Here is a 21,298-nt window from a genome sequence, read left to right on the forward strand (position 1 = left end):
CGCACGATGGCGGGCATGTCATTGCCCGCCTCCGCTTCCGCACCTGCCTCGGCCAACCCCGCCTGCGTCATCAACTGCGTCCACTACGATGACGAGGGCAAGCGCCACGACATCAGCCTGGACGCCATCAGCGATGTCATTGCCAGCGGCAATGGCTTCGTCTGGGTCGGTCTTTACGACCCCAACGATGATGTCCTGCTGAAACTGCAGGAGGAATTCTGCCTGCACGACCTGGCCATCGAGGACGCACGCAACGCGCACCAGCGGCCCAAGGTGGAGACCTACGGCAATTCGATGTTCGTGGTGGTCACCACCGCGCAGATGGTCGATGAGCGCATCCAGTATGGCGAGACCCATGCCTTCCTCGGCCCACGCTTCCTGGTGACGGTACGCCACGGCGCGTCGCTGTCCTATGCACCGGTGCGCGCTCGCGTCGAGCGCGAGCCGCAGCTGCTGAAGATGGGCCCGTCGTACTGCCTGTACGCGGTAACCGACTTCGTGGTCGACAACTACCTGCCGATCGTGCACCGCTTCCGCGATACTCTGGAACTGCTGGAAAAGGACATCTTCGCTGACAACTACAAGCGCAGCACCGTGGTGCGGCTGTACGAGCTCAAGCGCGAACTGAACAAGATGCGGATGGCGGTGGCGCCACTGCAGGACGTGCTGTCGCAGCTGCGTCGCTACCAGGGCGAGCTGATACCCGACGAAGTAAAGCTGTACGTGCGCGATGTGCACGACCACGCCGTGCGCATCAACGATGTGATCGACACCCTGCGCGAAATGCTGGGCACCGCACTGAGCGTGAACCTGTCACTGGTGACGCTTGCACAGGGCGAGACGGTCAAGCGCCTCGGTGCATGGGCCGCGTTGCTGGCGGCACCGACACTGATCACCAGCTGGTACGGCATGAACTTCAGCCACATGCCGGAGCTGAGCGAACCATGGTCATACCCGCTGATGATTGTTGGCGTGGGCGGTGTGTGCGTGGGGCTGTACCGGTTGTTCAAGCGCGCGAAGTGGTTGTGACCCGCTTCTGGTAGTGCCGGCCGCTGGCCGGCAACCAGGCCATGCCGGCCAGCGGCCGGCACTACCGTTCGGCATCAAGCCACGTAGACGGTCTTGATGTTCATGAACTCATGGATGCCGTGGTCGGCCAGCTCCCGACCGAAACCGGACTGTTTGCTGCCACCGAACGGCAACCGCGCATCGCTCTTGACGATGGCGTTGACGAACGCGGCGCCGCATTCCATGCGCTGGGCGAAACGTTCGCCGCGCACCGGATCGCGCGTCCATACGCTGCCGCCCAGGCCGAAGCGGGTGTCGTTGGCCACGCGTAGTGCCTCGGCCTCATCGGCAACCCGGATCACCGCAGCCACCGGCCCGAACAGCTCCTCCTCATACGCCGGCATGCCCGGGCCGACCTGATCGAGCACGGTGGCCGGATAGCCAGCATGTGTACCCGCAATCGGCTCACCACCCAGCAGTACCCGCGCGCCCTTGGCCACGCTGGCCTGCACCTGCTTGTGCAGTTCGTCACGCAGGTCGGCACGGGCCATCGGCGCCAGCGTGGTACCGCGCTCGTCCGGATCACCGTACTGGCGCTGGCCCGCCGCTTCAACGAAGCGCCGGGTGAATTCATCAGCCACAGCATCGACCACGATGAAGCGCTTGGCCGCGATGCAGGTCTGCCCGCTGTTGTCGAAGCGCGACTTCACCGCCGCCGCGACGGTCTTGTCGAGATCGGCGTCATCGAGCACCACGAAGGCATCGCTGCCCCCTAGTTCCATCACCGATTTCTTCAGCTGGCTGCCGGCATTGGAGGCGATCGAGCGCCCTGCCCGCTCGCTGCCGGTCAGCGTCACCGCCTTCACCCGCGCGTCGCGCAGCACCTCGGCGGCCTGGTCATTGTCGATGTGCAGTACATCGAACACGCCGTCCGGCAGCCCGCCGTCACGGCACACCGCCAGGATCAGGTCGGCGCACTGCGGCACGTTGCTGGCGTGCTTGAGCAGGGCCACGTTGCCAGCCATGAACGCCGGGGCCAGGAAACGGAACACCTGCCAGATCGGGAAATTCCACGGCATCACCGCGAACACGCAGCCGATCGGCTCGTAGCGCACATAGCTGCGCTGGGCTTCGGTGTCGATCAGCTGCGGCTTGAGATAGTCGGCCGCGTGGTCGGCGTAGTACTCGCAGGCGGCAGCGCACTTGTCGACCTCGGCCAGCGCCTCGGCCTTGAGCTTGCCCATCTCGTGGGTCATGGCCTGCTGCAGGTCATCACGACGGGCGCGCAGCTGCGCGGCGATCTGGCGCAGGATGGCACCGCGATCCTGCAACGAGCGATCGGCCCAGCCGGGGAAGGCATCGGCAGCGGCCTGCAGGCGCTGCTCGATGTCGGCTGCGCCCATCAGTTCATGGCGGTAGGTCACCTGGCCGGTAGCCGGGTCGATGATCTCGACGGTCATGGGGGATCTCCATCTGGAAGACCCCCATTGTGCGCCGCTGCCCGTGAGCCGGGTGTTGCCGACGCTGTCGACAAACCGTGTGCTCAGCCGTTGTCCTGGCGTGCCAGCTGCAGGTCGCGCTGGCGCCGCTTCTCGGCGCGGGCATTGATGTACCAGCCGATCACCGCAGCGATCGAGACCGCCGATACCAGCAGGGTGGCCAGTGCGTTGATCTTCGGGCTGATGCCCATGCGCACCGAGGCGAACACCTTCATCGGCAGCGTGGTCGAGCCCGGCGTGGCCACGAAGCTGGCCACCACCACGTCATCCAGCGACAGGGTGAACGCCAGCAGCCAGCCCGCCACCAGCGCCGGCGCGATGATCGGCAGGGTGATGCGGCCGAACACGGTCAACCGGCTGGCGCCCAGATCCATCGCCGCTTCTTCCAGCGACAGGTCCATTTCCTGCAGACGCGAGGACACCACCACGGTGACGAAGCACAGGGTGAAGGTGACGTGGGCGATCCAGATGGTGGTCAGGCCGCGTGCCGGGAAGCCGGGAATCGCGCCCATCGAAGCCAGCAGCGCCATCAGCGAGAAGCCCAGGATCACATCCGGCATCACCAACGGTGCAGTCACCAGCGCGCCGAACAGCGGCTTGCCACGGAAGCGCTTGAAGCGCGTCATCACCATCGCCGCCAGCGTGCCCAGCACGGTGGCCGTGCAGGCGGTCCAGAACGCGACCACCAGGCTGGTCCACATCGCGTCCATCAGCGCGCGGTCGGCGAACAGGTCACTGTAGGCACGGGTGGAGAACCCGGCCCAGACCATCGCCAGCCGCGAGCTGTTGAACGAATAGAACATCAACAGCAGGATCGGCAGGTACAGGAAGGCGAAGCCGAGCAGCAGCACGCCCAGCCCCAGGCCCTTTGCGCTACGCGGGCTCATGCCTGTTTCCCTTCCAGCAGGCGCTGCTGGGAACGGTTGAACAGCAGGATCGGCACCAGCAGCAACAGGATCATCGCCACCGCCATCGCCGAGGCGCCCGGCCAGTTGCGGTTGTTGAAGAACTCGTTCCACAGCTGGCGGCCGACCATCAGCGTTTCCGAGCCACCGAGCATCTCGGGGATCACGAATTCACCAATGGCCGGAATCATCACCAGCATGCAGCCGGCGATGATGCCCGCTTTGGACAACGGCAGGGTAATGCGCAGGAACGCCTGCCACGGCTTGGCACCGAGGTCGTAGGCCGCTTCCAGCAGGCGGTGGTCATGCTTGACCAGATTGGCGTACAGCGGCAGCACCATGAACGGCAGATAGCAGTAGACGATGCCGATATAGGCGGCGGTCGGGGTGTCGATCAGCTGCAGCTTGGGCAGGCCCATGCTGGTCATCAGTGTCTGCAGGCCGGTGAACTGCAGGAACTGGTCGAGCAGGCCGTTGCGGTCCAGGATCGCCTTCCACGCATACACGCGGATCAGGAACGAGGTCCACGACGGCAGCACCACCAGCATCATCGCCACGTTGCGCGCGGCCGGGGACAGGCGGGCGATGGCATAGGCCATCGGGTAGCCGATCAGCAGGGTCAGGAAGGTCGAGATCGCCGCGATCCTGATCGAGCTCAGGAAGGCCTGCGCATAGATCGAATCGCGGAACAGCGCCAGGTAGTTTTCCAGATTCAGCTTCAGCGAGAAGCCACCGTCGGCGTACTGCAGCAGCCAGGTATACGGCGGCGAGCCGACCCGGCTGAGCGAGAAGCTGATCATCAGCACGATCAGGAACGGCACTGCGAAGAACAGCAGCAGCCACAGATACGGAATGCCGATCACCGTGGCACGCAGCCCCGGTAGCCAGCGCTTCAGTCCGGCCGTGCTCATGAGGTCAGCACCACGCCGTCGTTGTCGCGCCAGTGCACCCACACCTCGTCGCCCCAGGTGAGGCCATCACTGGCCCAGCGCTGCGAGTTGGCGAAGTTGGCCAGCACCTTGGCACCGCTGGGCAGGCGCACGTGGTAGACCGAATGGCTGCCGAAGTAGGCGATGTCCTCGATCACGCCCTGGGCCTTGTTGGTGTGCCCTTCCGGCTCGTCCTTGCCGATCATCACCTTCTCGGGGCGCAGCGCGAACGCGACCGGCTGCCCTTCATAGCCGGTGATGCCATGGGCGATGTAGATCGGCGCCGGGAACAGCGGCGAGCGCACGGTCACGTACTCGGGCAGGTCCTCGTCGATCACCCCGTCGAACAGGTTGACCGAACCGATGAACTCGGCGACGAAGCGGTTGGCCGGCTGCTCGTAGACCTCGTCCGGCTTGCCGACCTGCTGGATCCAGCCCGCATCCATCACTGCGATGCGGGTAGCCATGGTCATCGCTTCTTCCTGGTCGTGGGTGACCATCACGCAGGTCACGCCCGACGACTCGATGATGCTGACCAGTTCCAGCTGCATCTGCGAGCGCAGCTTCTTGTCCAGCGCGCCCATCGGTTCGTCCAGCAGCAGCAGCTTCGGCCCCTTGGCCAGCGACCGCGCCAGCGCCACGCGCTGCTGCTGGCCGCCGGACAGCTGGTGCGGCTTGCGCTTGCCCAGGTGGCCCATCTGCACCAGGTCGAGCATCTCGCCGACGCGCTTGCTGATCGCGTCCTTGCCCAGGCCATCCTGCTTCAGGCCGAAGGCAATGTTCTGCTCGACCGTCATGTGCGGGAACAGCGCATAGGACTGGAACATCATGTTGACCGGTCGCTGGTACGGCGGCAGCGCGTCCAGGCGCTGGCCATCGAGGGTGATGCTGCCCTTGGTGGGCGTCTCGAAGCCACCCAGGCAGCGCAGCAGGGTCGATTTGCCACTGCCGGAGCCACCGAGCAGGGCAAAGATCTCGCCCTTGCGCACGTCCAGATTGACGTCGTCGACGGCGACGAAACCGTCGAATTCCTTGCGCAGGTCACGAATGGAGAGATAGCCGGGCGCACCGGTCGTGTCGACGACGGCGGCTACCGGCTGGGCTTCAACGGGCATGGGGGCTCCGGGAGCGGGCGGTGGACAGCGGCCGCCATTCTAACGGCCGGGGGCCGCAGGGGATATGACGGGGAGCTGGCAAGACGACGCCGATGCATCGGCCGCGGACCCGTCATTCCCGCCCGCTACCCCACGCACCAATACGATCGTTACAAAGTAACACCACCCTTCATGCGCCGCCGATCAGTTCTCATTGCCATGATTGTCAGCGAAGTACTCGTATCCGTATGAATGCTCAGATGCCAGATCACGCGCCGTCCTAGCGACGTAGCGCGCGTCTTCCGGGCTTGGAAACTGCTCGTCCAAATCGGTCGTTCCAAGTGCGAAGGTATCGGAAAAATGAGTTACTTCATGGTAGATGGTCGCCGCCTTTGACCCAGAGGGCACATTGGGACCTATCGGGAGATCGAAAAAACGTGGGCAATAATTCACAACATAGGGAACTGCAGTGGAGATCCAAGCATTGGTGTCTCCAACCATCTCTTCCGGGCAATCGCAAGAAGGTTGCTTGAGCAATGCGAACCGGGTAGCGACTCCCGAGACTGTCTTTCTGATCCGGTCATTGACCGGATTTGCGATGTTAGGATCGCCATGCTCACCGAACCACGACCTGTAGCGAGCAGTCTCTTTGAACGTCACGATAATGGATGATTCTCCAGACTCATATCCATAAAGCGACTCCAGATAATTCTTCGAACTGCGGGCGATACCCGCCGCAGCGGCAATTCCCGCCGTTACCTCCTTTAATCGGGTTGGCGGGCAAGATGCCACTCGGGATGCTTCCTGCGGCGCAGTTTCGGCGCGCTGGCCTGCACGAGGCAGCGGAGCCACGATCAGCAACGAGACGGGAGATGTGGAAGCCTCCTTGTCGATCGCGGCCGCTCCTGCAGTCTCCGTACCGTCAAGAACCCGGTATCTAAGAATCGGAGCGGAAATCTTGTATGTCTGACCCGGACGAAGCTCATAGTTCAGGGAAAGATTGACCTGTCGAACAAGCCGCTGTCCAGGCTCCAGCGTCAGCGTTTTCTCTCGGGCTGCGGCGCTCAGGTGGGCAATGATTCCGCGATATGCAGCTGCATCTCCATCCTGCGAAACGACAAGAAACGCATCATTCCACAGCCTTCCATCCTGCAGGACTCTGGGTAGCCCCCTCTCGGGAATACTGAGCGCCACTGCGCCCGAATTGATGTAGGTGACGTGGACCACTACGTCAGCCATGGCGGCTCCTGCTGCCTGCTTCATTTCCACGGACAACTGCGCATTTGCCGAAGCAGCCCCGGCCAGAAATATGACCACAGAACCGATCCAGGATATGGCTTTCATTATTCACTCCCTTGAGGTGGATGGACAACAAGCATCCGCGACATGAGAATGAAAATGCAAGAAATCGACGAACGAATGCTAATCCACTCGCCATTTTCAGAATTTTTGCAGTGCAGCCCTGCTCCAAGGAATTCTCGGCTAGGGAGACGTGTCTACATCCGCTTCACTCCTGTACCCCCACTGTGCGCTTTCCATCATGGGCTGCTTCCATCGCTGCTTGACTGCACGGCATGCGCCTTCATCTAAAGGCGCGCTGACCAACGGTCGGCAATCACCCGCGCCTCCCGACCAGCGCTCAATGCCCGATCTTCACCTCGGCCCACAGCCGGGTGTAGAGCTTGTCGATATTCGGCGTGTAGATCGAATAGGTGAATATCTTCTCGGCCACGTCAGGCGGCAGGTAGATGGTCGGGTCGCTACGGACCGCTTCAACCGCCAGCGACGTCGACGACGGCGGCTACCGGCTGGGCTTCAACGGGCATGGGGGCTCCGGGAGCGGGCGGTGGACAGCGGCCGCCATTCTAACGGCCGGGGGCCGCAGGGGATATGACGGAGGCAGGCGGAAGCGGCCGCTGGCCGGCCCCGGGGGCCCGAGGAGTGTCGGTTTTCCCCCGCCACGGTGGCCTGTCCGCGCAAAGGCCCGAGCTCACGTGGACGCCCCTGCGGCCGTCCCGGCCAGACACCACGGGCGACGCCCCGATCTGCAACGTTTTTCAGAACCGGATCTGTTGAAGGCCCGGGCCATTGCCCGCGCAATGCCCCGGATCAAGGCCTTGCATGGACCCCCACTGGTGATCTCCCCGGACAGCCCCTCCCCTTTCCCGCCCCGCCTGCCGGGCTCCCTGCCTGCAAGGCTGCCGCTGGTCATCATCGGCGCCGGCCAGGCCGGGTTGTCGCTCAGCGCACTCCTGCAGGAGGCCGGCGTCGAGCATCGCGTGCTGGAGGCCGAAACCGTGGGCGCCAGCTGGCAGCGGCGCTGGGAGTCGTTCCAGACCAACACCGCCAACGCGACGATGGCCCTGCACGGTCATGCCTATGCCGGCGATGACCCGGAAGGCTTCATGGGGGCCCCGGAGGTGATCCGGCGGCTCCGCGTCTATGCCCACGAGCGCTCGTTGCCGATCAGCGAGGGATGCGTGGTGGATCGGGTTGGGCCTGAGTCCGGTGGATACGCCATCGACAGCAGCCAGGGGCCGATCCACGCCCGCGCAGTGGTGGTCGCCACGGGTGAATACCGCCGCGCGCGGCTGCCCCGGGTGCCCTTCGCAGCCGCGCCAGGCCTGACCGTGCTGCACTCGGGCGACTACCGCAGTGCCCGCCAGCTGCCCGATGGCGCCGTGCTGGTCATCGGCGGTGGGCAGTCCGGCGCACAGATCGCCCAGGACCTGCGCGACAGCGGTCGCAGCGTGTACTGGTCATTGGCCCAGCGTCATTCGCATACCCGCCGGCTGCGCGGCAAGGACTCGATGACCTGGTGGGACATGGCCGGGCGCATCCACCAGCATGTGAGTGAAGCGGCCGCCGTACTGGCCGGACAACCGGATGCGCTGCGCAAGGCCCGCACCGCCGAGTTCCCGCTGATCTCCGGCAAGGGAAGTGCCGGCCTGGGCAGCTCGATCAGCCTGCTGGCGATGCACCGCGCAGGCATCAGGTTGCTGGGCCGGTTGCAGGAGTTCAGTGGAAACACCGCCCGCTTCGCCGATGTCCGCCCGCAGCTGCACACCGCGATCGAGGCGACACGGAGCGAATATGACTATCTCGATTCGCTGGCCAGCGCGTACTACGCCACGCGGCCCGAACCGCGCACCGATGATGCCCGCTACATTCCCGAAGAGGTCTATCTGCACTGGGAGCCGGAACCGTCGCCATGCGAGCTGGATCTGCAGGCCGCAGGCATCCGCTCGGTGGTGCTGGCCACCGGTTTCGTTGCCGAATGGCCCTGGCTGGACGTGCAGGGCGCGCTGGATGCACACGGCTATCCGCTCGGGGAGTTCGGCGTTTCACCGCAGCCGGGGTTGTTCTTCATCGGCATGCACAACCTGCAGCGGATGAGTTCGTCGTTCCTGTGCAACGGCGGTCGCGATGCACGCGACCTGTTGCCGGCCATCCTGCGGAACCTGGGCCGAAGCGGGAGTACCGGCTTCGGCCTAGGGTAAGGGAGCCGCCGGGCATGACCCGGTGGCGCCAGACCGGCTTAACGGCCGGTCTTCACCTCGGTCCACAGCCGGGTGTAGAGCTTGTCGGTCTCCGGCGTGTTGATCGAATAGGTGAACATCTTCTCGGCCACGTCGGCCGGCGGGTAGATGGTCGGGTCGGTACGGATCGCCTCATCCACCAGCGGAGTCGCAGTCGGCACCGGGTTGGCGTAGTGGATGAAGTTGGTGTTGGCCGCGGCAACCTTCGGCTGCAGCAGATAGTTGATGAACGCGTAAGCGGCTTCCGGATGCTTGGCATCCTTCGGGATCGCCAGCATGTCGAACCACTGCGGGGCGCCTTCCTTCGGGATCGAATAGGCCACGTGCACGCCATTGCTGGCTTCCTCGGCGCGGTCGCGGGCCTGGATGATGTCACCCGACCAGCCGACCACCAGGCAGGTGCCGCCATTGGCCAGCGAACCCACGTACTGCGAGGAGTGGAAATTCTGCACGTAGGGGCGGATCGACTTCAGCAGGTCGGCAGCCTTCTGCAGCTCGGCCGCATCGCCGCTGTGCGGGTCCAGGCCCAGGTAATGCAGCGCGATCGGGATCATGTCCGCCGGCGTGTCCAGGATGGTCACGCCGCAGTCCTTCATCTTGCTGATGTTCTCCGGCTTGAACACCAGGTCCCAGCTGTTGGCGATGTCGGTGCTGCCGCCAAAGCGCTGCTTCAGCATCTCCACGTTGTAGCCGATGCCGGTGGTGCCGATCATGTACGGCACGCCGTACTGGTTGCCCGGGTCCTGGGTGGCGATGCGCTTCATCACCGCCGGATCGAGATTGGCCAGGTTCGGAATCTTGCTCTTGTCCAGCGGCAGGAACACGCCGGCCTGGATCTGGCGGCCGAAGAAGTTCAGGGTCGGCACCACCACGTCGTAGCCGCTGTTGCCGGCCAGCAGCTTGGTCTCGACCATCTCATCACTGTCGAACACATCGTAGGTCACCTTGATGCCGCTCTCCTTCTCGAAGGTCGGGATGGTGTCCTCGGCGATGTAATCGCTGTAGTTGTAGACGTTCAGGACCTGGCTGTCCTGCGCGCCGCCGTTGCCACCGCTGCAGGCGGCGAGCATGGCGGAGGCCAGGCTGAGCGTGAGGATACGCAGCTTCATCGGGTGCTCCAGAATGCGGAAAGGGGGGCCGGCGGGGCCGGCAACGGGTGCCAGCCTACCCCCCGGCGGCGGATTTTTCTATTCCAGATGCTCAGACGTTCAGCAGCAGGAACTCGCGCTCCCACGAGCTGATGACGCGGAAGAAGGTCTCGTATTCCTTGCGCTTGACCGAGATGTAGGCGCGGCAGAAGCGCTCGCCCAGCAGTGCCTGCAGCTCGCTGCACTGCTCCAGCCCGTCCAGCGCCTCGCCCAGCGAGCGCGGCAGGTTGTAGCCCAGTTCCTTGGCGCTGCCAGTCACCGGCGCATCCGGTGCCAATCGCTCGCGAATGCCCAGCAGGCCGCAGGCCAGGGTCGCCGCCATCGCCAGGTAGGGATTGGCGTCGGACCCGGCGAAACGGCTTTCCACGCGCATGTTCTCCGGCGTGTCCAGCGGCACGCGCAGCCCGCAGGTGCGGTTGTCATAGCCCCAGTGCACGTTGCTCGGCGAGACCTCGCCGAACACCAGCCGCCGATAGGAATTCACGTTCGGCGCGAAGAAGGCCATCGCCTGCGGCACGTACTTCTGCAGACCGCCCAGGTAGTGGCCGAACACCGGGCTGAACTCGCCCTCGGCATCGGTCTCACCGGCGAACACATTGCTGCCATCGCTCACCCGCACCAGGCTCTGGTGGATGTGCATGGCGCTGCCCGGCTCGTTCTCCATCGGCTTGGCCAGGAAGGTGGCATACACGCCGTGGCGCATCGCCGCCTCGCGCATGGTGCGCTTGAACAGGAACACCTGGTCGGCCAGGTCCATCGCATCGGCATGGGTGAAGTTGACCTCCAGCTGCGCCGCGCCGGACTCGTGGATCAGCGTGTCCACGTCCAGCTTCATCGCATCGGCGTAGTCGTACATCAGGTCGAGGATCGGGTCGAATTCGTTGACCGCGTCGATCGAGTACGACTGCCGCGCGGTTTCCGGGCGCCCGGAGCGGCCGGCCGGTGGCAGCAGCGGGAAGTCCGGGTCGGTGTTCTTCTGCACCAGGAAGAACTCCAGCTCCGGCGCCACCACCGGGCGCAGGCCCAGTTCGGCGTAGGCCGCCAGCACGCGGCGCAGCACATTGCGCGGTGCCAGTTCGTGCGGCTCACCGTTCTTGGTGTAGCAATCGTGGATGACCTGCGCGGTGGCATCGGCCGCCCACGGCACCATGCGCACCGTGTCCGGATCAGGGCGCAGCATCATGTCCGAGTCCGACGGCGAGGTCAGGTCGTAGTAATCGTCAGGGAACTCACCGGTGACGGTGGTGGCGAAGATGCCTTCGGGCAGCCGCGTACCGTAGTCGTGCGAGAACTTGTCGGCGGGAATGATCTTGCCGCGCGCGTTGCCGGTGATGTCCGGCACCAGGCATTCCACCTCGGTGATGCGCCGCTCCTTCAGCCAGCGCAGCAGGCTGCTTTCCTGCGGTGCGGGGGGCGTGGCCGTCTTGCGCGGGCGCGTTCGGGAACTCATCGGGAATCCAGTCGGTTCTGTTGGTGCTGCCGGCAAGCTTGGCCGAACGCACGGAAAATAGCGTGATAGAACGGCGCCTGCATGACACGCCACTCCGGGTGCCACTGTACGCCGAGCACGAAACCATGGTGCAGGCTGCGCGCCGCCTCGACCAGTCCATCATCAGCCACGGCCTCGACCTGCAGGCCCTGCGCGAGGCGGGCAAGGCCCTGCCCGTGCACCGAATTGACCTGCGTCCTGTCACTGCCGCTCCACCGCGCCAACCATCCATCAGCAACCAGGGTAACCGCGTGGGCCGGACCGTACTGCACCTCCACCGGCGCCTGTGGGTCTTCGCGATGGTCAGCCAGGCCAGGCACCGCGTGCACCTGCGGATGCAGGCTGCCACCCAGCGCGACGTTCAGTTCCTGGAAGCCGCGACAGATCGCCAGTACCGGCAGGTCCAGCGCCAGCGCCTCGCGCAGCAGCGCGAACGCATTGGCATCACGGGCCGGGTCATGCGGATTGCCCGGCCAGCTGCGGCCGCCCTCGTAGTGCTGCGGTTCGATGTTGCTGACCGCCCCGGTCAACAACAGGCCATCAAGCCCCTGCAGCCAGTCGCCAGCCGGCAAAGGAGGCTGCAGGCTCGGCAGTACCACCGGGGTCACTTCGGCGGCCTCGGCCAGCGCGCGCACGTACTTCTCGCCAGCCACCGCGAAGCGGTGGTGGCCGAGCACGGTACTGTCGGTGGGCAGGCCCACCCAGGGCAGGCGGCGCATGGGAAAACTCCTTGGCGTGCCGCCACGTTACCCGTCGCCCGCCGAGGGCGGCAAGTCGTCGCCGTCACACCATGGCTGTCACGCATCGGCGAAACTACGCGGGTGAATGCTGATCGTCCTGCCCCACTCCCCCCTCCCGCACTGCGCCCGCGAGGCCCGCTGTGAGCGCCGCCTTCCCGCCCAGCTGGTATGCCGCCAGCCTGCCCGAACCACCCGCGCTGCCCCCGCTGCAGGGTGAGGTTCAGGCCGATGTCGCAGTGCTTGGTGCGGGCTACACCGGCCTGACCGCGGCCCTGGAACTGGCCGCACGTGGCCAGCGCGTGGTGGTGCTGGAGGCGCAGCGGATCGGCTGGGGCGCATCCGGTCGCAACGGTGGCCAGGCGCTGGTCGGCTATGGCTGCGAGGTGGACGAACTGGAGCGTCAGCTCGGCCGTGATGATGCGCGCCACCTGTTCGACTGGTCACGGGACGCGGTGCAGGCAATGCGCACACGCATCGATCGCCACGGCATCGACTGCCATTGGATGGAAGGCCACGCCAGCGTCGCGATCCGCGAACGCCATGAGCGCGACCTGCGGGCCAACTGCGAGCATCTGCAACGCCACTACGACTACCCCATGCAGTGGTGGGATCGTGATGCCCTGCGCTCACAGCTGGACAGCCCGCGCTACCGCGCCGCGATGTTCGATCCGCTCAGCGCGCATCTGCAACCCCTGGCCTATGCCCGCGGACTGGCCGATGCGGCGCGTGCGGCCGGCGTGGTGATCCACGAGAACTCCGCAGTGACCCGCGTGCAACGCGGACCGCAGCCCACCCTGCATACCGCGCAGGGAAGCGTGCGCGCTGCGCATCTGGTGGTGGCTGGCAACGCCTGGCTGCAGGGCCTGCTACCCGAGCTGGAACGGCGGATCATGCCGGTCGGCACCTATATCGGCGCCAGCGCGCCGCTGGGTCCCGAGCGCGCCCGGGCCCTGATCGGCAACAACATGGCCGTGGCCGACACCGCCTGGGCACTGGACTACTTCCGTCTCAGCCACGACCACCGCCTGCTGTTTGGTGGCCGCGCCAGCTACTCGGCACTGCCCCCGCCCGGCCTGCGCAGGGTGATGCAGCGGCGCATGCACCAGGTGTTCCCGCAGCTGGCCGACGTGACACTGGAGCAGGTCTGGGGTGGTTATGTGGACATTACCCGCAACCGCGCCCCGCATTGGGGCCGGCTGGACGGCAATCTGTACTTCGCGCAGGGGTTCTCCGGCCATGGGGTGGCCGCCGCCGGGCTGGCCGGCGAGGTGATCGCCGCCGCCATTGCTGGCCAGAGTGAGCGCCTGGACGTGTTCCAGCGCCTGCGGCATTCCCCCTTCCCCGGCGGCCGGTGGCTGCGCACGCCGCTGCTGGTGGCGGCGATGTCGTGGTACAAGCTGCGGGATGCGTTGTGGTAGCGGGGCCTTCCCAGCCACATAATCGGCGCAGGAGCTGGGGAGCACGTGGATGCAGTGGTGGAAAGACGGCCTGCTGGTGAGGATACGGGTCAGCCCCGAAGGGCTGGCGCTGGCGCTGCTCTATGCCCTCGCCTGCTGGGGTGCGCGCAAGCTGTCACTGGACCAGTTCTTCCTGCCTGCCGGCGTACGGGTGGCCGCATTGCTGTTGTGCCCGCCCCGTCTTTGGCCCTACCTGCTGATCGGTGAATACGCTTACTTCGCGCATCTGCGCATCCCCCTGATCAGCAAATACAACTTGACCTGGGTGATCCTGGCCTCGGTGTTCCTGATGCCTGCCGTGATGCTGATCGTGCGCCTGCACCGGAAGCTGCTTGCGCGCACCACGATCCTCGGTGTGATCTCAATTGCGGTATGCGCCGCGACGGTCATCAGTCTGCTCAACCTGGGCATCTCGTACCTGATCTGGGAACCGTTGCATGAAGAGACATTTCTCACCAACGTGCTGCGCTATGCGCTGGGCGACTTCACCGGCATCCTGATCCTGGCGCCTCTGGCACTGCTGTGGATCCGCCGCGCCGAGGAACAATGGACGATCCGGTCTGTTGCGGCCACCGTCGGAGCCCTCGGAGCCATGCTGGTCATTGGCCTGCAGGCGACGCCGGTACCTGCCTCGATCACCGCCCCTGGCTCGCTGCAGTTGTTGTTGATCCTGCCTATTCCCGCGATCGCTCTGACATGCCTGCTGGGATGGCGCGGTGCGGCCATCGGTGTCGCCGCCGTTAACATGATTCTTGGCCTCAGCACCCCCGCCGACCATCCGACGGCATTCGACCCGGCTACCTTCGCCACCCAGCAGGCCATGGCCATCGCCAGCATCGCCCTGCTGTTGCTCGGCGCGCGCATCACCCACTTCCAGAACCAGCACCGGTTGCGCGAGGAAGATGGCAGAGCGGCCCTGCAGCTTGCTCGGAATTCACATCTGGCCAGCGAGATGGACCTGCGTGAGCGCGCGGCCCATCTGCGCCAGCTGGGCGATGGCATGGACCTGTCGCTGAACGAAATGGTGAACTGGCTGCATGCGCAGGGTCATCACGCCGTGGCCGACAGCCTGCGGCATACCTCGGAGGTGCATTCACGCCTGTTCCGGGCCCAGGCCAGCATGATCTATCCCGCCGCCCTGGAACGGCTGGGCTTGTACGTGGCCTTGCAGGCGGGTGGAGTGCGTGAGGCATGGAACGCCACGCATCGAATCGGGCAACCCAGGTTGATGGGTGATCCCTGCCCACTGGGGGTTGGCCTGCAGCTTGCGGCATACCGACTTGTGGTGGATGCGGTATCACTCCTGCTGAAGTGCGAATCCGGACAGATTTCGGTCCGTATCCGCTGTGGGAACTTCAGGGGGAGACTTGGCGTGTTCATCTGCGTGGCCCTGCTGGACCAGCACGAGGCATTGGGAAGCCGAACCAAGGAACTGGCAAACGAGCAATTTCTTGGCCGGGTCATTGCCCACGGTGGCCACATGGACATTATTGGCAACAGGCTCCGCATGGTATTGCTGGAAGCACAGGAAGATCTCCCCCACACAGCTCGTTCCACCTTGTTTCAGGCAACCACTCGCCCAATCGACCCAAACGACCCACAGGCAGCAATCTGATACTGCAAAAAAACGAGACATTGATCACTTCTCGAAAGTGATGTTTGTTGGCGCGCCCAGTAGACCGATCAATGCTCGTCGATACCTCACGATTGCGCACTGTTGCTTCTGCCGATACTGTCGCCCCATGGGGCGTCCAATCATCGATGGGCCTGCTGCCATGTATCGAGCAAGGGAGGCTTGGGATTGAATTGGTGGAAAAAAGGAATTGATCTGAGTTTTCGGGTACGGCCGCATGGACTGGCCATCGCTGCGCTTTATGCCGTGATGTGCTGGGGAGCCCGACAGATCTCTCTTGACCAGTTCTACTTGCCTGCGGGCATCCGGGTAGCGGCGCTGCTGCTATGCCCCCCTCGCCTCTGGCCCTACTTGCTCCTTGGCGAGTATGCGTACTTCGCTCAGTTGCGATACCCGCTAATAGAAAAATACGGACTGGCTTGGGTAATCCTGGGGTCGGCCTTCCTGATGCCTGCCGTCGCGCTGGTAGTTGGAGCACACCGCAAGGCCAGAACAGCGGCTTCGGAAGGATGGCTGCTATCGATCGCCGTATCTGCCGCACTGGTCGCCACAGCATTGAAACTGGGGCTCGCTCATCTGCTGTCGGAAAGCCCTTCCAGTATTCCATTGGCCACAAGGGCAATGCGATTTGTCCTCGGTGACTACATAGCAATTCTCACAGTGGCGCCGATCACCCTGTTGTGGACAAGGCGGAACCTAGCTTCCGAGTCGCGATTCTGGCGCTCTTCACCGACACTTACGTCCCTCGCATTGATGCTTGGTCTTGGGCTGTTCACAGCGTTTGCCCCTGGCCTATCCGACACCAGCAAGACAACCCTGCAGCTGGCGATGACCTTGCCGGCAATCGTGCTGACCTGCGTTCACGGATGGCAGGGCGCGGCAATCAGCGTTCCGCTCCTGAACATTCTCATCGCAATGACGACTCCAACATCGGGACTTCCCGGCTCATTCGATGAACGAACCTTCATGACACAACAGCTAGTTGCCGTCGCGGGAACGGCACTATTGGCACTGGGATCCCGGATCTCACAGCACTATCACCAGCGTGTGCGGAGGGATCTGGACGGCAGCCAGACCGCCAAGCTCTCCCGCACTGCACACATGGCCGGAGAGATGGATCTCAGGGAGCGCGCTTTGGATCTCAGAAGGATTGCCAACGGTATCGAGGCTTCCCTCAATCAGACTGCCGACCTGCTGAAAATGCACGGACATGACTCGCCTGCCATGGACCTTCTGACTACGTCCAATGCGCATTCACGCCAGTTCCGCGAACTGACCAGCTTGGTGTATCCAACTGAAGTCGAGCAGGTTGGGCTGTATCTGGCCCTTCAGGTCAGTGGCATCCGTGAAAGCTGGGATCAGACGCATCGCATCGTGCCTCCGCGTCTAGCCGGAGATCCCTGTCAGTTGAGCATTGCGCTGCAGCTCGCAGCCTACCGCACGCTTACAGAGGCCGTGGCTCTGCTCCTCAAAAATGAACAGGGGCAAATTCAGATTAGCGCGCGTTCTGGCAGGCTGCGCGACCAGCAGGGAATCCTGCTCAGCGTTGCCCTGCTTGATCGCGATCGTCAATTGATGCTCGAAACAACAAAGCTGGCGGTAGAGCGCTTGAGCTCGCGTGCAGTTGCCTATGGAGGTCGCGTGGATTGCTCTGGAAATCGAGTTCGTGTACTGCTGCTGGAGCCTGCCACCGGCATTTCACATGGCAGCACTCACGCCGCTTGGATCGCCCGCACTGACATTGCATAGAGAATCGGCACCTGCTGCATCCCGGCATCCAAAACCTGCAGGAGTCGGCCATACCCGACTCCTGCTTTTCCGCCTCCGCCCCTTGTCTCTACGGCGGGATTCAGCGAGGCGTACCCGCAGACTCGATAACCCAAATCGCGTCCACGCCACCACCATGCACCACCAGCGAAAACTCCGCATTGCGGAACACTACGTGCCGGAGTGCCTTCGCTGGGAGGGTCAACCGGTGCGCTGGCAACGATACCTTGGCTGGGCGCTTTCCGGCGGGCAATGTCCAGAATGTGGCCTCAACATTGGCGACAATGAGCACAACCTGACCAGAGAGGTCATTGACCTGATAGTAGTTGATCCCCTCGCGTTCGAATCCGTAGACACGCCAGTTCGGATTGAGGCTCAGGTCCGCCGCGAGCGGCAACGATTCGCCCAAACCGCTCTTGGCCATTGCGACTCCATTGTCATCGCTCGGACAACATGCCGACGCGCTGAAAGCGGATGCAGATAGAAGGAATGCGGCCGGAAGCAACACTCGCAATTCAGAAAATCTCACGCTCACCCCCATGGATGGTTGGAAAGACAACTCCAGGCAATTCCGTTTCGCCACCCCACTACTGGATGGCGTTCGACCTCGCTTGAAGGGTTCCTTCGTTCGACGCAGTCGTGTCCAAGACACCAGTAGGGGTGGTGCGACCCAGCATAACCATGCCGCACTGTGAGCGCCATGAAGGGAGCCTTCGAACCTGACTCTATCGTCCCAAAGATAACCGATGCACTGCTCCGAACCGCGCAGGGCAGATATGTCCACAAGCGAGGGCTCCGGCTAAAGTTACGCCCGAAACCGCCGCTTTCCGTGCCGAGTCCTCCTTCGTGAGCCACCGCATCATGCCCGTCCTGCCGCAGGCCGCCGTCGATGGCGACCTGGCCGATCCGTTGCCACAGCGGATCCTGCTGGTCGAAAATTCCCGTGCCTTCACCGGCATGCTGCGCGAAGCCATCGAGCAGCGCCTGGAACTGCCGGTGGTGATTGCCTCCACCCTGGCCGAGGCCGACCGCCTGCTCAACGAAGGCGGCGGCTGGTTCCTGGTGCTGACCGGGTTGGTGCTGGCCGACGGCGACCGCGATGCGGTGGTCGAGTTCTTCCTCAAGCGCGACCTGCCGACCGTGGTGGTCAGCGGCGTGTACGACGAGGACCTGCGCAAGCGCGTGCTGCAGCAGCAGATCATCGACTACGTGCTGAAGAACACCCCCGGCAGCATCGACTACCTGGTGTGGCTGGTGCAGCGGCTGGAACGCAACCGTCGCATCGCCGCGCTGGTGGTGGACGATTCGCCGTCCGCACGTGGCTATGCCGCAGCCCTGCTGCGCATGTACGGCCATGAGGTGCATGAAGCGGCCGACGGCAACGAGGGCCTGGCTGCAATCGAGGCGCATCCGGCAATCCGCCTGGCGGTGGTCGACCAGGAAATGCCCGGCATGCAGGGCGTGGAGTTCACCCGCCGCCTGCGCACCCTGCGCTCGCGCGACAAGGTGGCGGTGATCGGCATCTCCGGCAATACCGATGCCTCGCTGATCCCTCGCTTCCTGAAGAACGGTGCCAACGACTTCCTGCGCAAGCCGTTCTCGCGCGAGGAATTCTTCTGCCGCGTCTCGCAGAACGTGGACCAGCTGGAACTGATCGGCACCTTGCAGGATCTGGCCACCCGCGACTTCCTGACCGGCCTGCCCAACCGCCGCTGCTTCCTGGAACAGAGCCAGCGCCAGCTGCCGCAGCTCCAGCTGCATGGCCAGTGCGTAGCGGTGGCGATGATCGACATCGACCACTTCAAGCACATCAATGACACCCACGGCCATGAAGCCGGCGACGATGCGCTGCGGGCAGTGGCCAGCGCGGTGGCCGCACACGCACGCAGCCAGGATCTGATCGCACGCTTCGGTGGCGAGGAGTTCTGCCTGCTGGTGCCGGACATGGAACAGGACGAGGCGCTGCTGTACTTCGAGGAACTGCGCCAGCGCATCGCCGCACTGGAAGTGGACATCGGCAGCGCTACCCTGCGCATGACCGTGAGCATCGGCCTGTGCTGCCTGCGCCCGCAGCGCGATGCACTGCACCGGTTGATCTCCGAGGCCGACCGCCAGCTGTACCTGGCCAAGGCCGGTGGCCGCAACCGGGTCAGCTGCACCACGGTGGCCAGCCCGCTGCGCCCGCGCGAGCCGGCCCTACCCTGACCGGCCCGCTTTGATCCAGATCAACGCCGCACCCGCGCGGCAGTTCTACAGTCGCCCCCGACATACGCATGAAGGGGAGCCGGGGATGGCACTACTGGTCTGGCAGGACGATCTGAACATCGGCATCGATGTGATCGACCAACAACACCGCCGCATCATCGAGATGCTCAACCACCTGCACGTGGCCCAGGCCAGCATGCAGCGTGCGGCGGTGGGTGAAGTGATCGACGAGGTGGTGGACTACACCATGTCGCACTTCGCGTTCGAGGAAGAGCTGATGGAAGAAGCGGGCTATCCGTTCTGTGCCGCGCACAAGCGCGTGCATGAGGTCTTCATCAAGCGGGTATCGGAGTACCGCATGCGCTTCCAGGCCGGCGAGGACATCAGCGACGAACTGCGCACCATGCTCTCGCGCTGGCTGTTCAACCACATCCGCGGTGATGACCAGGCCTATGCCGAACAGGTCAAGGCGCACCTGAACCAGTTCGCCCGCGAACACCAGGGCGGCGGTTGGCTGGGGCGCACGCTCAAGCGCTTCTTTGGTTGAGCCGCAGCGCGCGCCGGTGCAGTGCCACCAGCGCGCACAGGGTCGCCACCGCGGTCAGGCACAGGTAGTAGCCCACCGCGACCAGGCCGAAGCGTTCAGCCAGCCAGGTGGCCAGGTACGGCGCCGGTGCCGCGCCGAGGATGCCGGCCAGGTTGAATGACAGCGATGCACCGGTGTAGCGCACCTCCACCGGGTAGATCTCGGCCAGGAAGGTGCCGCAGGGGCCGTAGGTCAGGCCCATCAGGAACAGGCCCAGGCACAGGAAGCCAGTGACCAGCCACGGGCTGTGCGGCTGGAACAGTGGTGCAAACAGCACGCCGAAGCCGACGATCAGTACGCTGGCGACAATCATCGTGCGCCGCGTGCCCCAACGGTCGCCATAGCGCGCCGACAGCGGGATGCCCAGCGCGAAGAACAGCATGCCGGCCATCTGCATCAGCAGGAACTGCTCGCGGCTGTAGCCCAGCACCGCAGTGCCATGGCCGAGACTGAACACCGTCATCAGGTAGAACAGCACGAAGGTGGCGAACGCGCCCAGGGTGCCCAGCAGCATCGGCACCGGATGGTCACGCAGCACCGTCCACATCGGCAGCCGCACCGGCGCCTTGCGCTCCAGCGCCTTCTTGAAATCGGGCGTCTCGTGGATGTTCAGGCGCACCCACAAGCCGAGGCCGACCAGCAGCGCGCTGGCCACGAACGGAATGCGCCAGCCCCACTGCAGGAAGTCGTCCTGGCTCAGGCAGCGGCCGAGCACGAGGAAGATGCCGGCCGACAGCAGAAAGCCGAGCGGTGCGCCCAGCTGCGGGAACATGCCGTACCAGGCGCGCTTGCCCGGCGGTGCGTTCTCGGTGGCCAACAGCACTGCCCCGCCCCACTCACCGCCCAGCCCCAGGCCTTGGCCGAAGCGGCACAGCGCCAATAGCGCGGGAGCCCACAGGCCAATCTGCGCGTGGGTCGGCAGCAAACCGATCAGCACCGTGGACAGGCCCATGGTCAGCAACGCGGCGACCAAGGTGGCCTTGCGACCGATACGGTCACCGAAGTGGCCGAACACCGCCGAGCCCACCGGGCGCGCGATGAACGCGACCGCGAACGTTGCCAGTGACTGCAGCAGCGCAGCCTGTTCGCTGCTGTCCGGGAAGAACAGGTGCGGGAACACCAGCACTGCCGCCGTGGCGTAGATGTAGAAATCGAAGAACTCGATGGTGGTGCCGATCAGGCTGGCCAGCAGGACTCGACTGGGGGAATTCACGGGCGGCGCGGCAGCGGTGATCGTCGACATCGGCAACACGGGTAACGGCGGATCGCCCGATTCTGCCACGGGCCGATGGCCGCACG

General features: G+C 64.5%; 17 protein-coding genes and 1 pseudogene. 7 read left to right on the top strand and 11 right to left on the bottom strand.

Annotation, left to right across the window (positions count from 1 at the left end; genetic code table 11):
* The first annotated feature begins 6 nt into the window (after positions 1 to 6).
* Positions 7 to 1,029, top strand: a complete 1,023-nt coding sequence (locus AC13GF_RS00310) for a magnesium and cobalt transport protein CorA (protein ID WP_483002677.1) — start codon at positions 7 to 9, stop codon at positions 1,027 to 1,029.
* Positions 1,030 to 1,103: 74 nt separating this feature from the next.
* Here AC13GF_RS00310 and AC13GF_RS00315 read toward each other — a convergent pair whose 3' ends face one another.
* The 6 genes and pseudogenes from AC13GF_RS00315 to AC13GF_RS00340 form a co-directional block, all read right to left on the bottom strand.
* Positions 1,104 to 2,468, bottom strand: a complete 1,365-nt coding sequence (locus AC13GF_RS00315) for an NAD-dependent succinate-semialdehyde dehydrogenase (RefSeq protein WP_483002679.1) — start codon at positions 2,466 to 2,468, stop codon at positions 1,104 to 1,106.
* A gap of 83 nt (positions 2,469 to 2,551) precedes the next feature.
* Positions 2,552 to 3,394, bottom strand: a complete 843-nt coding sequence (locus tag AC13GF_RS00320) for an ABC transporter permease subunit (RefSeq protein WP_008267688.1) — start codon at positions 3,392 to 3,394, stop codon at positions 2,552 to 2,554.
* Positions 3,391 to 4,323 (bottom strand): ABC transporter permease subunit, encoded by a 933-nt coding sequence (locus tag AC13GF_RS00325; protein ID WP_005408822.1) that lies wholly within the window; start codon positions 4,321 to 4,323, stop codon positions 3,391 to 3,393. Before AC13GF_RS00325 ends, AC13GF_RS00320 begins: the two co-directional genes overlap by 4 nt.
* Positions 4,320 to 5,456 carry an ABC transporter ATP-binding protein gene (locus AC13GF_RS00330; RefSeq protein ID WP_019337141.1) on the bottom strand — a complete coding sequence of 379 codons (1,137 nt, stop codon included), beginning with the start codon at positions 5,454 to 5,456 and terminating at the stop codon, positions 4,320 to 4,322. Before AC13GF_RS00330 ends, AC13GF_RS00325 begins: the two co-directional genes overlap by 4 nt.
* 183 nt (positions 5,457 to 5,639) lie before the next feature.
* Positions 5,640 to 6,779 carry a M35 family metallo-endopeptidase gene (locus AC13GF_RS00335; RefSeq protein WP_483002681.1) on the bottom strand — a complete coding sequence of 380 codons (1,140 nt, stop codon included), beginning with the start codon at positions 6,777 to 6,779 and terminating at the stop codon, positions 5,640 to 5,642.
* A gap of 295 nt (positions 6,780 to 7,074) precedes the next feature.
* Positions 7,075 to 7,218 (bottom strand): annotated as a pseudogene (locus AC13GF_RS00340) (spermidine/putrescine ABC transporter substrate-binding protein PotF); the annotation flags it as partial.
* 316 nt (positions 7,219 to 7,534) lie between these two features.
* Between AC13GF_RS00340 and AC13GF_RS00345 the strand changes: the two are divergent.
* On the top strand, positions 7,535 to 8,935 hold the full coding sequence (locus AC13GF_RS00345) for a flavin-containing monooxygenase (protein WP_483002683.1): 1,401 nt from the start codon (positions 7,535 to 7,537) through the stop codon (positions 8,933 to 8,935).
* Between the two features lie 38 nt (positions 8,936 to 8,973).
* Here the strand turns inward: AC13GF_RS00345 and AC13GF_RS00350 are convergent, their stop codons facing one another.
* The 3 genes from AC13GF_RS00350 to AC13GF_RS00360 all read right to left on the bottom strand — a co-directional run bounded on the left by AC13GF_RS00350 (position 8,974) and on the right by AC13GF_RS00360 (position 12,330).
* On the bottom strand, positions 8,974 to 10,083 hold the full coding sequence (locus tag AC13GF_RS00350) for a polyamine ABC transporter substrate-binding protein (protein WP_126929020.1): 1,110 nt from the start codon (positions 10,081 to 10,083) through the stop codon (positions 8,974 to 8,976).
* Between the two features lie 91 nt (positions 10,084 to 10,174).
* Positions 10,175 to 11,572 carry a glutamine synthetase family protein gene (locus AC13GF_RS00355; protein ID WP_094000138.1) on the bottom strand — a complete coding sequence of 466 codons (1,398 nt, stop codon included), beginning with the start codon at positions 11,570 to 11,572 and terminating at the stop codon, positions 10,175 to 10,177.
* On the bottom strand, positions 11,569 to 12,330 hold the full coding sequence (locus AC13GF_RS00360; protein ID WP_483002686.1) for a gamma-glutamyl-gamma-aminobutyrate hydrolase family protein: 762 nt from the start codon (positions 12,328 to 12,330) through the stop codon (positions 11,569 to 11,571). Before AC13GF_RS00360 ends, AC13GF_RS00355 begins: the two co-directional genes overlap by 4 nt.
* A gap of 200 nt (positions 12,331 to 12,530) precedes the next feature.
* Here AC13GF_RS00360 and AC13GF_RS00365 point away from each other — a divergent pair, with 200 nt between their 5' ends.
* The 3 genes from AC13GF_RS00365 to AC13GF_RS00375 all read left to right on the top strand — a co-directional run bounded on the left by AC13GF_RS00365 (position 12,531) and on the right by AC13GF_RS00375 (position 17,190).
* Complete coding sequence (locus AC13GF_RS00365) at positions 12,531 to 13,769, top strand: NAD(P)/FAD-dependent oxidoreductase (protein WP_483003675.1); 1,239 nt, start codon at positions 12,531 to 12,533, stop codon at positions 13,767 to 13,769.
* A gap of 49 nt (positions 13,770 to 13,818) precedes the next feature.
* The gene (locus AC13GF_RS00370) at positions 13,819 to 15,423 is read left to right on the top strand and encodes an MASE1 domain-containing protein (RefSeq protein WP_483002688.1); all 1,605 of its coding nucleotides are present in this window, start codon (positions 13,819 to 13,821) and stop codon (positions 15,421 to 15,423) included.
* Between the two features lie 186 nt (positions 15,424 to 15,609).
* Positions 15,610 to 17,190, top strand: coding sequence for an MASE1 domain-containing protein (locus AC13GF_RS00375; RefSeq protein ID WP_260473412.1), 1,581 nt, complete (start codon positions 15,610 to 15,612; stop codon positions 17,188 to 17,190).
* A 100-nt stretch (positions 17,191 to 17,290) separates the two neighbouring features.
* Here AC13GF_RS00375 and AC13GF_RS00380 read toward each other — a convergent pair whose 3' ends face one another.
* Positions 17,291 to 17,632 (bottom strand): hypothetical protein, encoded by a 342-nt coding sequence (locus AC13GF_RS00380; protein ID WP_254113673.1) that lies wholly within the window; start codon positions 17,630 to 17,632, stop codon positions 17,291 to 17,293.
* Between the two features lie 437 nt (positions 17,633 to 18,069).
* On the opposite strand from AC13GF_RS00380, the gene AC13GF_RS00385 reads away from it, so the two are divergent.
* Together AC13GF_RS00385 and AC13GF_RS00390 are read left to right on the top strand one after the other, a co-directional pair.
* Positions 18,070 to 19,413, top strand: a complete 1,344-nt coding sequence (locus AC13GF_RS00385) for a diguanylate cyclase (protein ID WP_483002691.1) — start codon at positions 18,070 to 18,072, stop codon at positions 19,411 to 19,413.
* Positions 19,414 to 19,498: 85 nt separating this feature from the next.
* Positions 19,499 to 19,960 carry a bacteriohemerythrin gene (locus AC13GF_RS00390; protein ID WP_004151683.1) on the top strand — a complete coding sequence of 154 codons (462 nt, stop codon included), beginning with the start codon at positions 19,499 to 19,501 and terminating at the stop codon, positions 19,958 to 19,960.
* Here AC13GF_RS00390 and AC13GF_RS00395 read toward each other — a convergent pair.
* Positions 19,941 to 21,242 carry an MFS transporter gene (locus AC13GF_RS00395; RefSeq protein WP_010486179.1) on the bottom strand — a complete coding sequence of 434 codons (1,302 nt, stop codon included), beginning with the start codon at positions 21,240 to 21,242 and terminating at the stop codon, positions 19,941 to 19,943. The two genes, AC13GF_RS00390 and AC13GF_RS00395, sit on opposite strands and share 20 nt — an antisense overlap.
* Between the last annotated feature and the right edge of the window lie 56 nt (positions 21,243 to 21,298).

It is taken from the genome of Stenotrophomonas sp. 22LJNL06-5-1 (assembly GCF_056861455.1).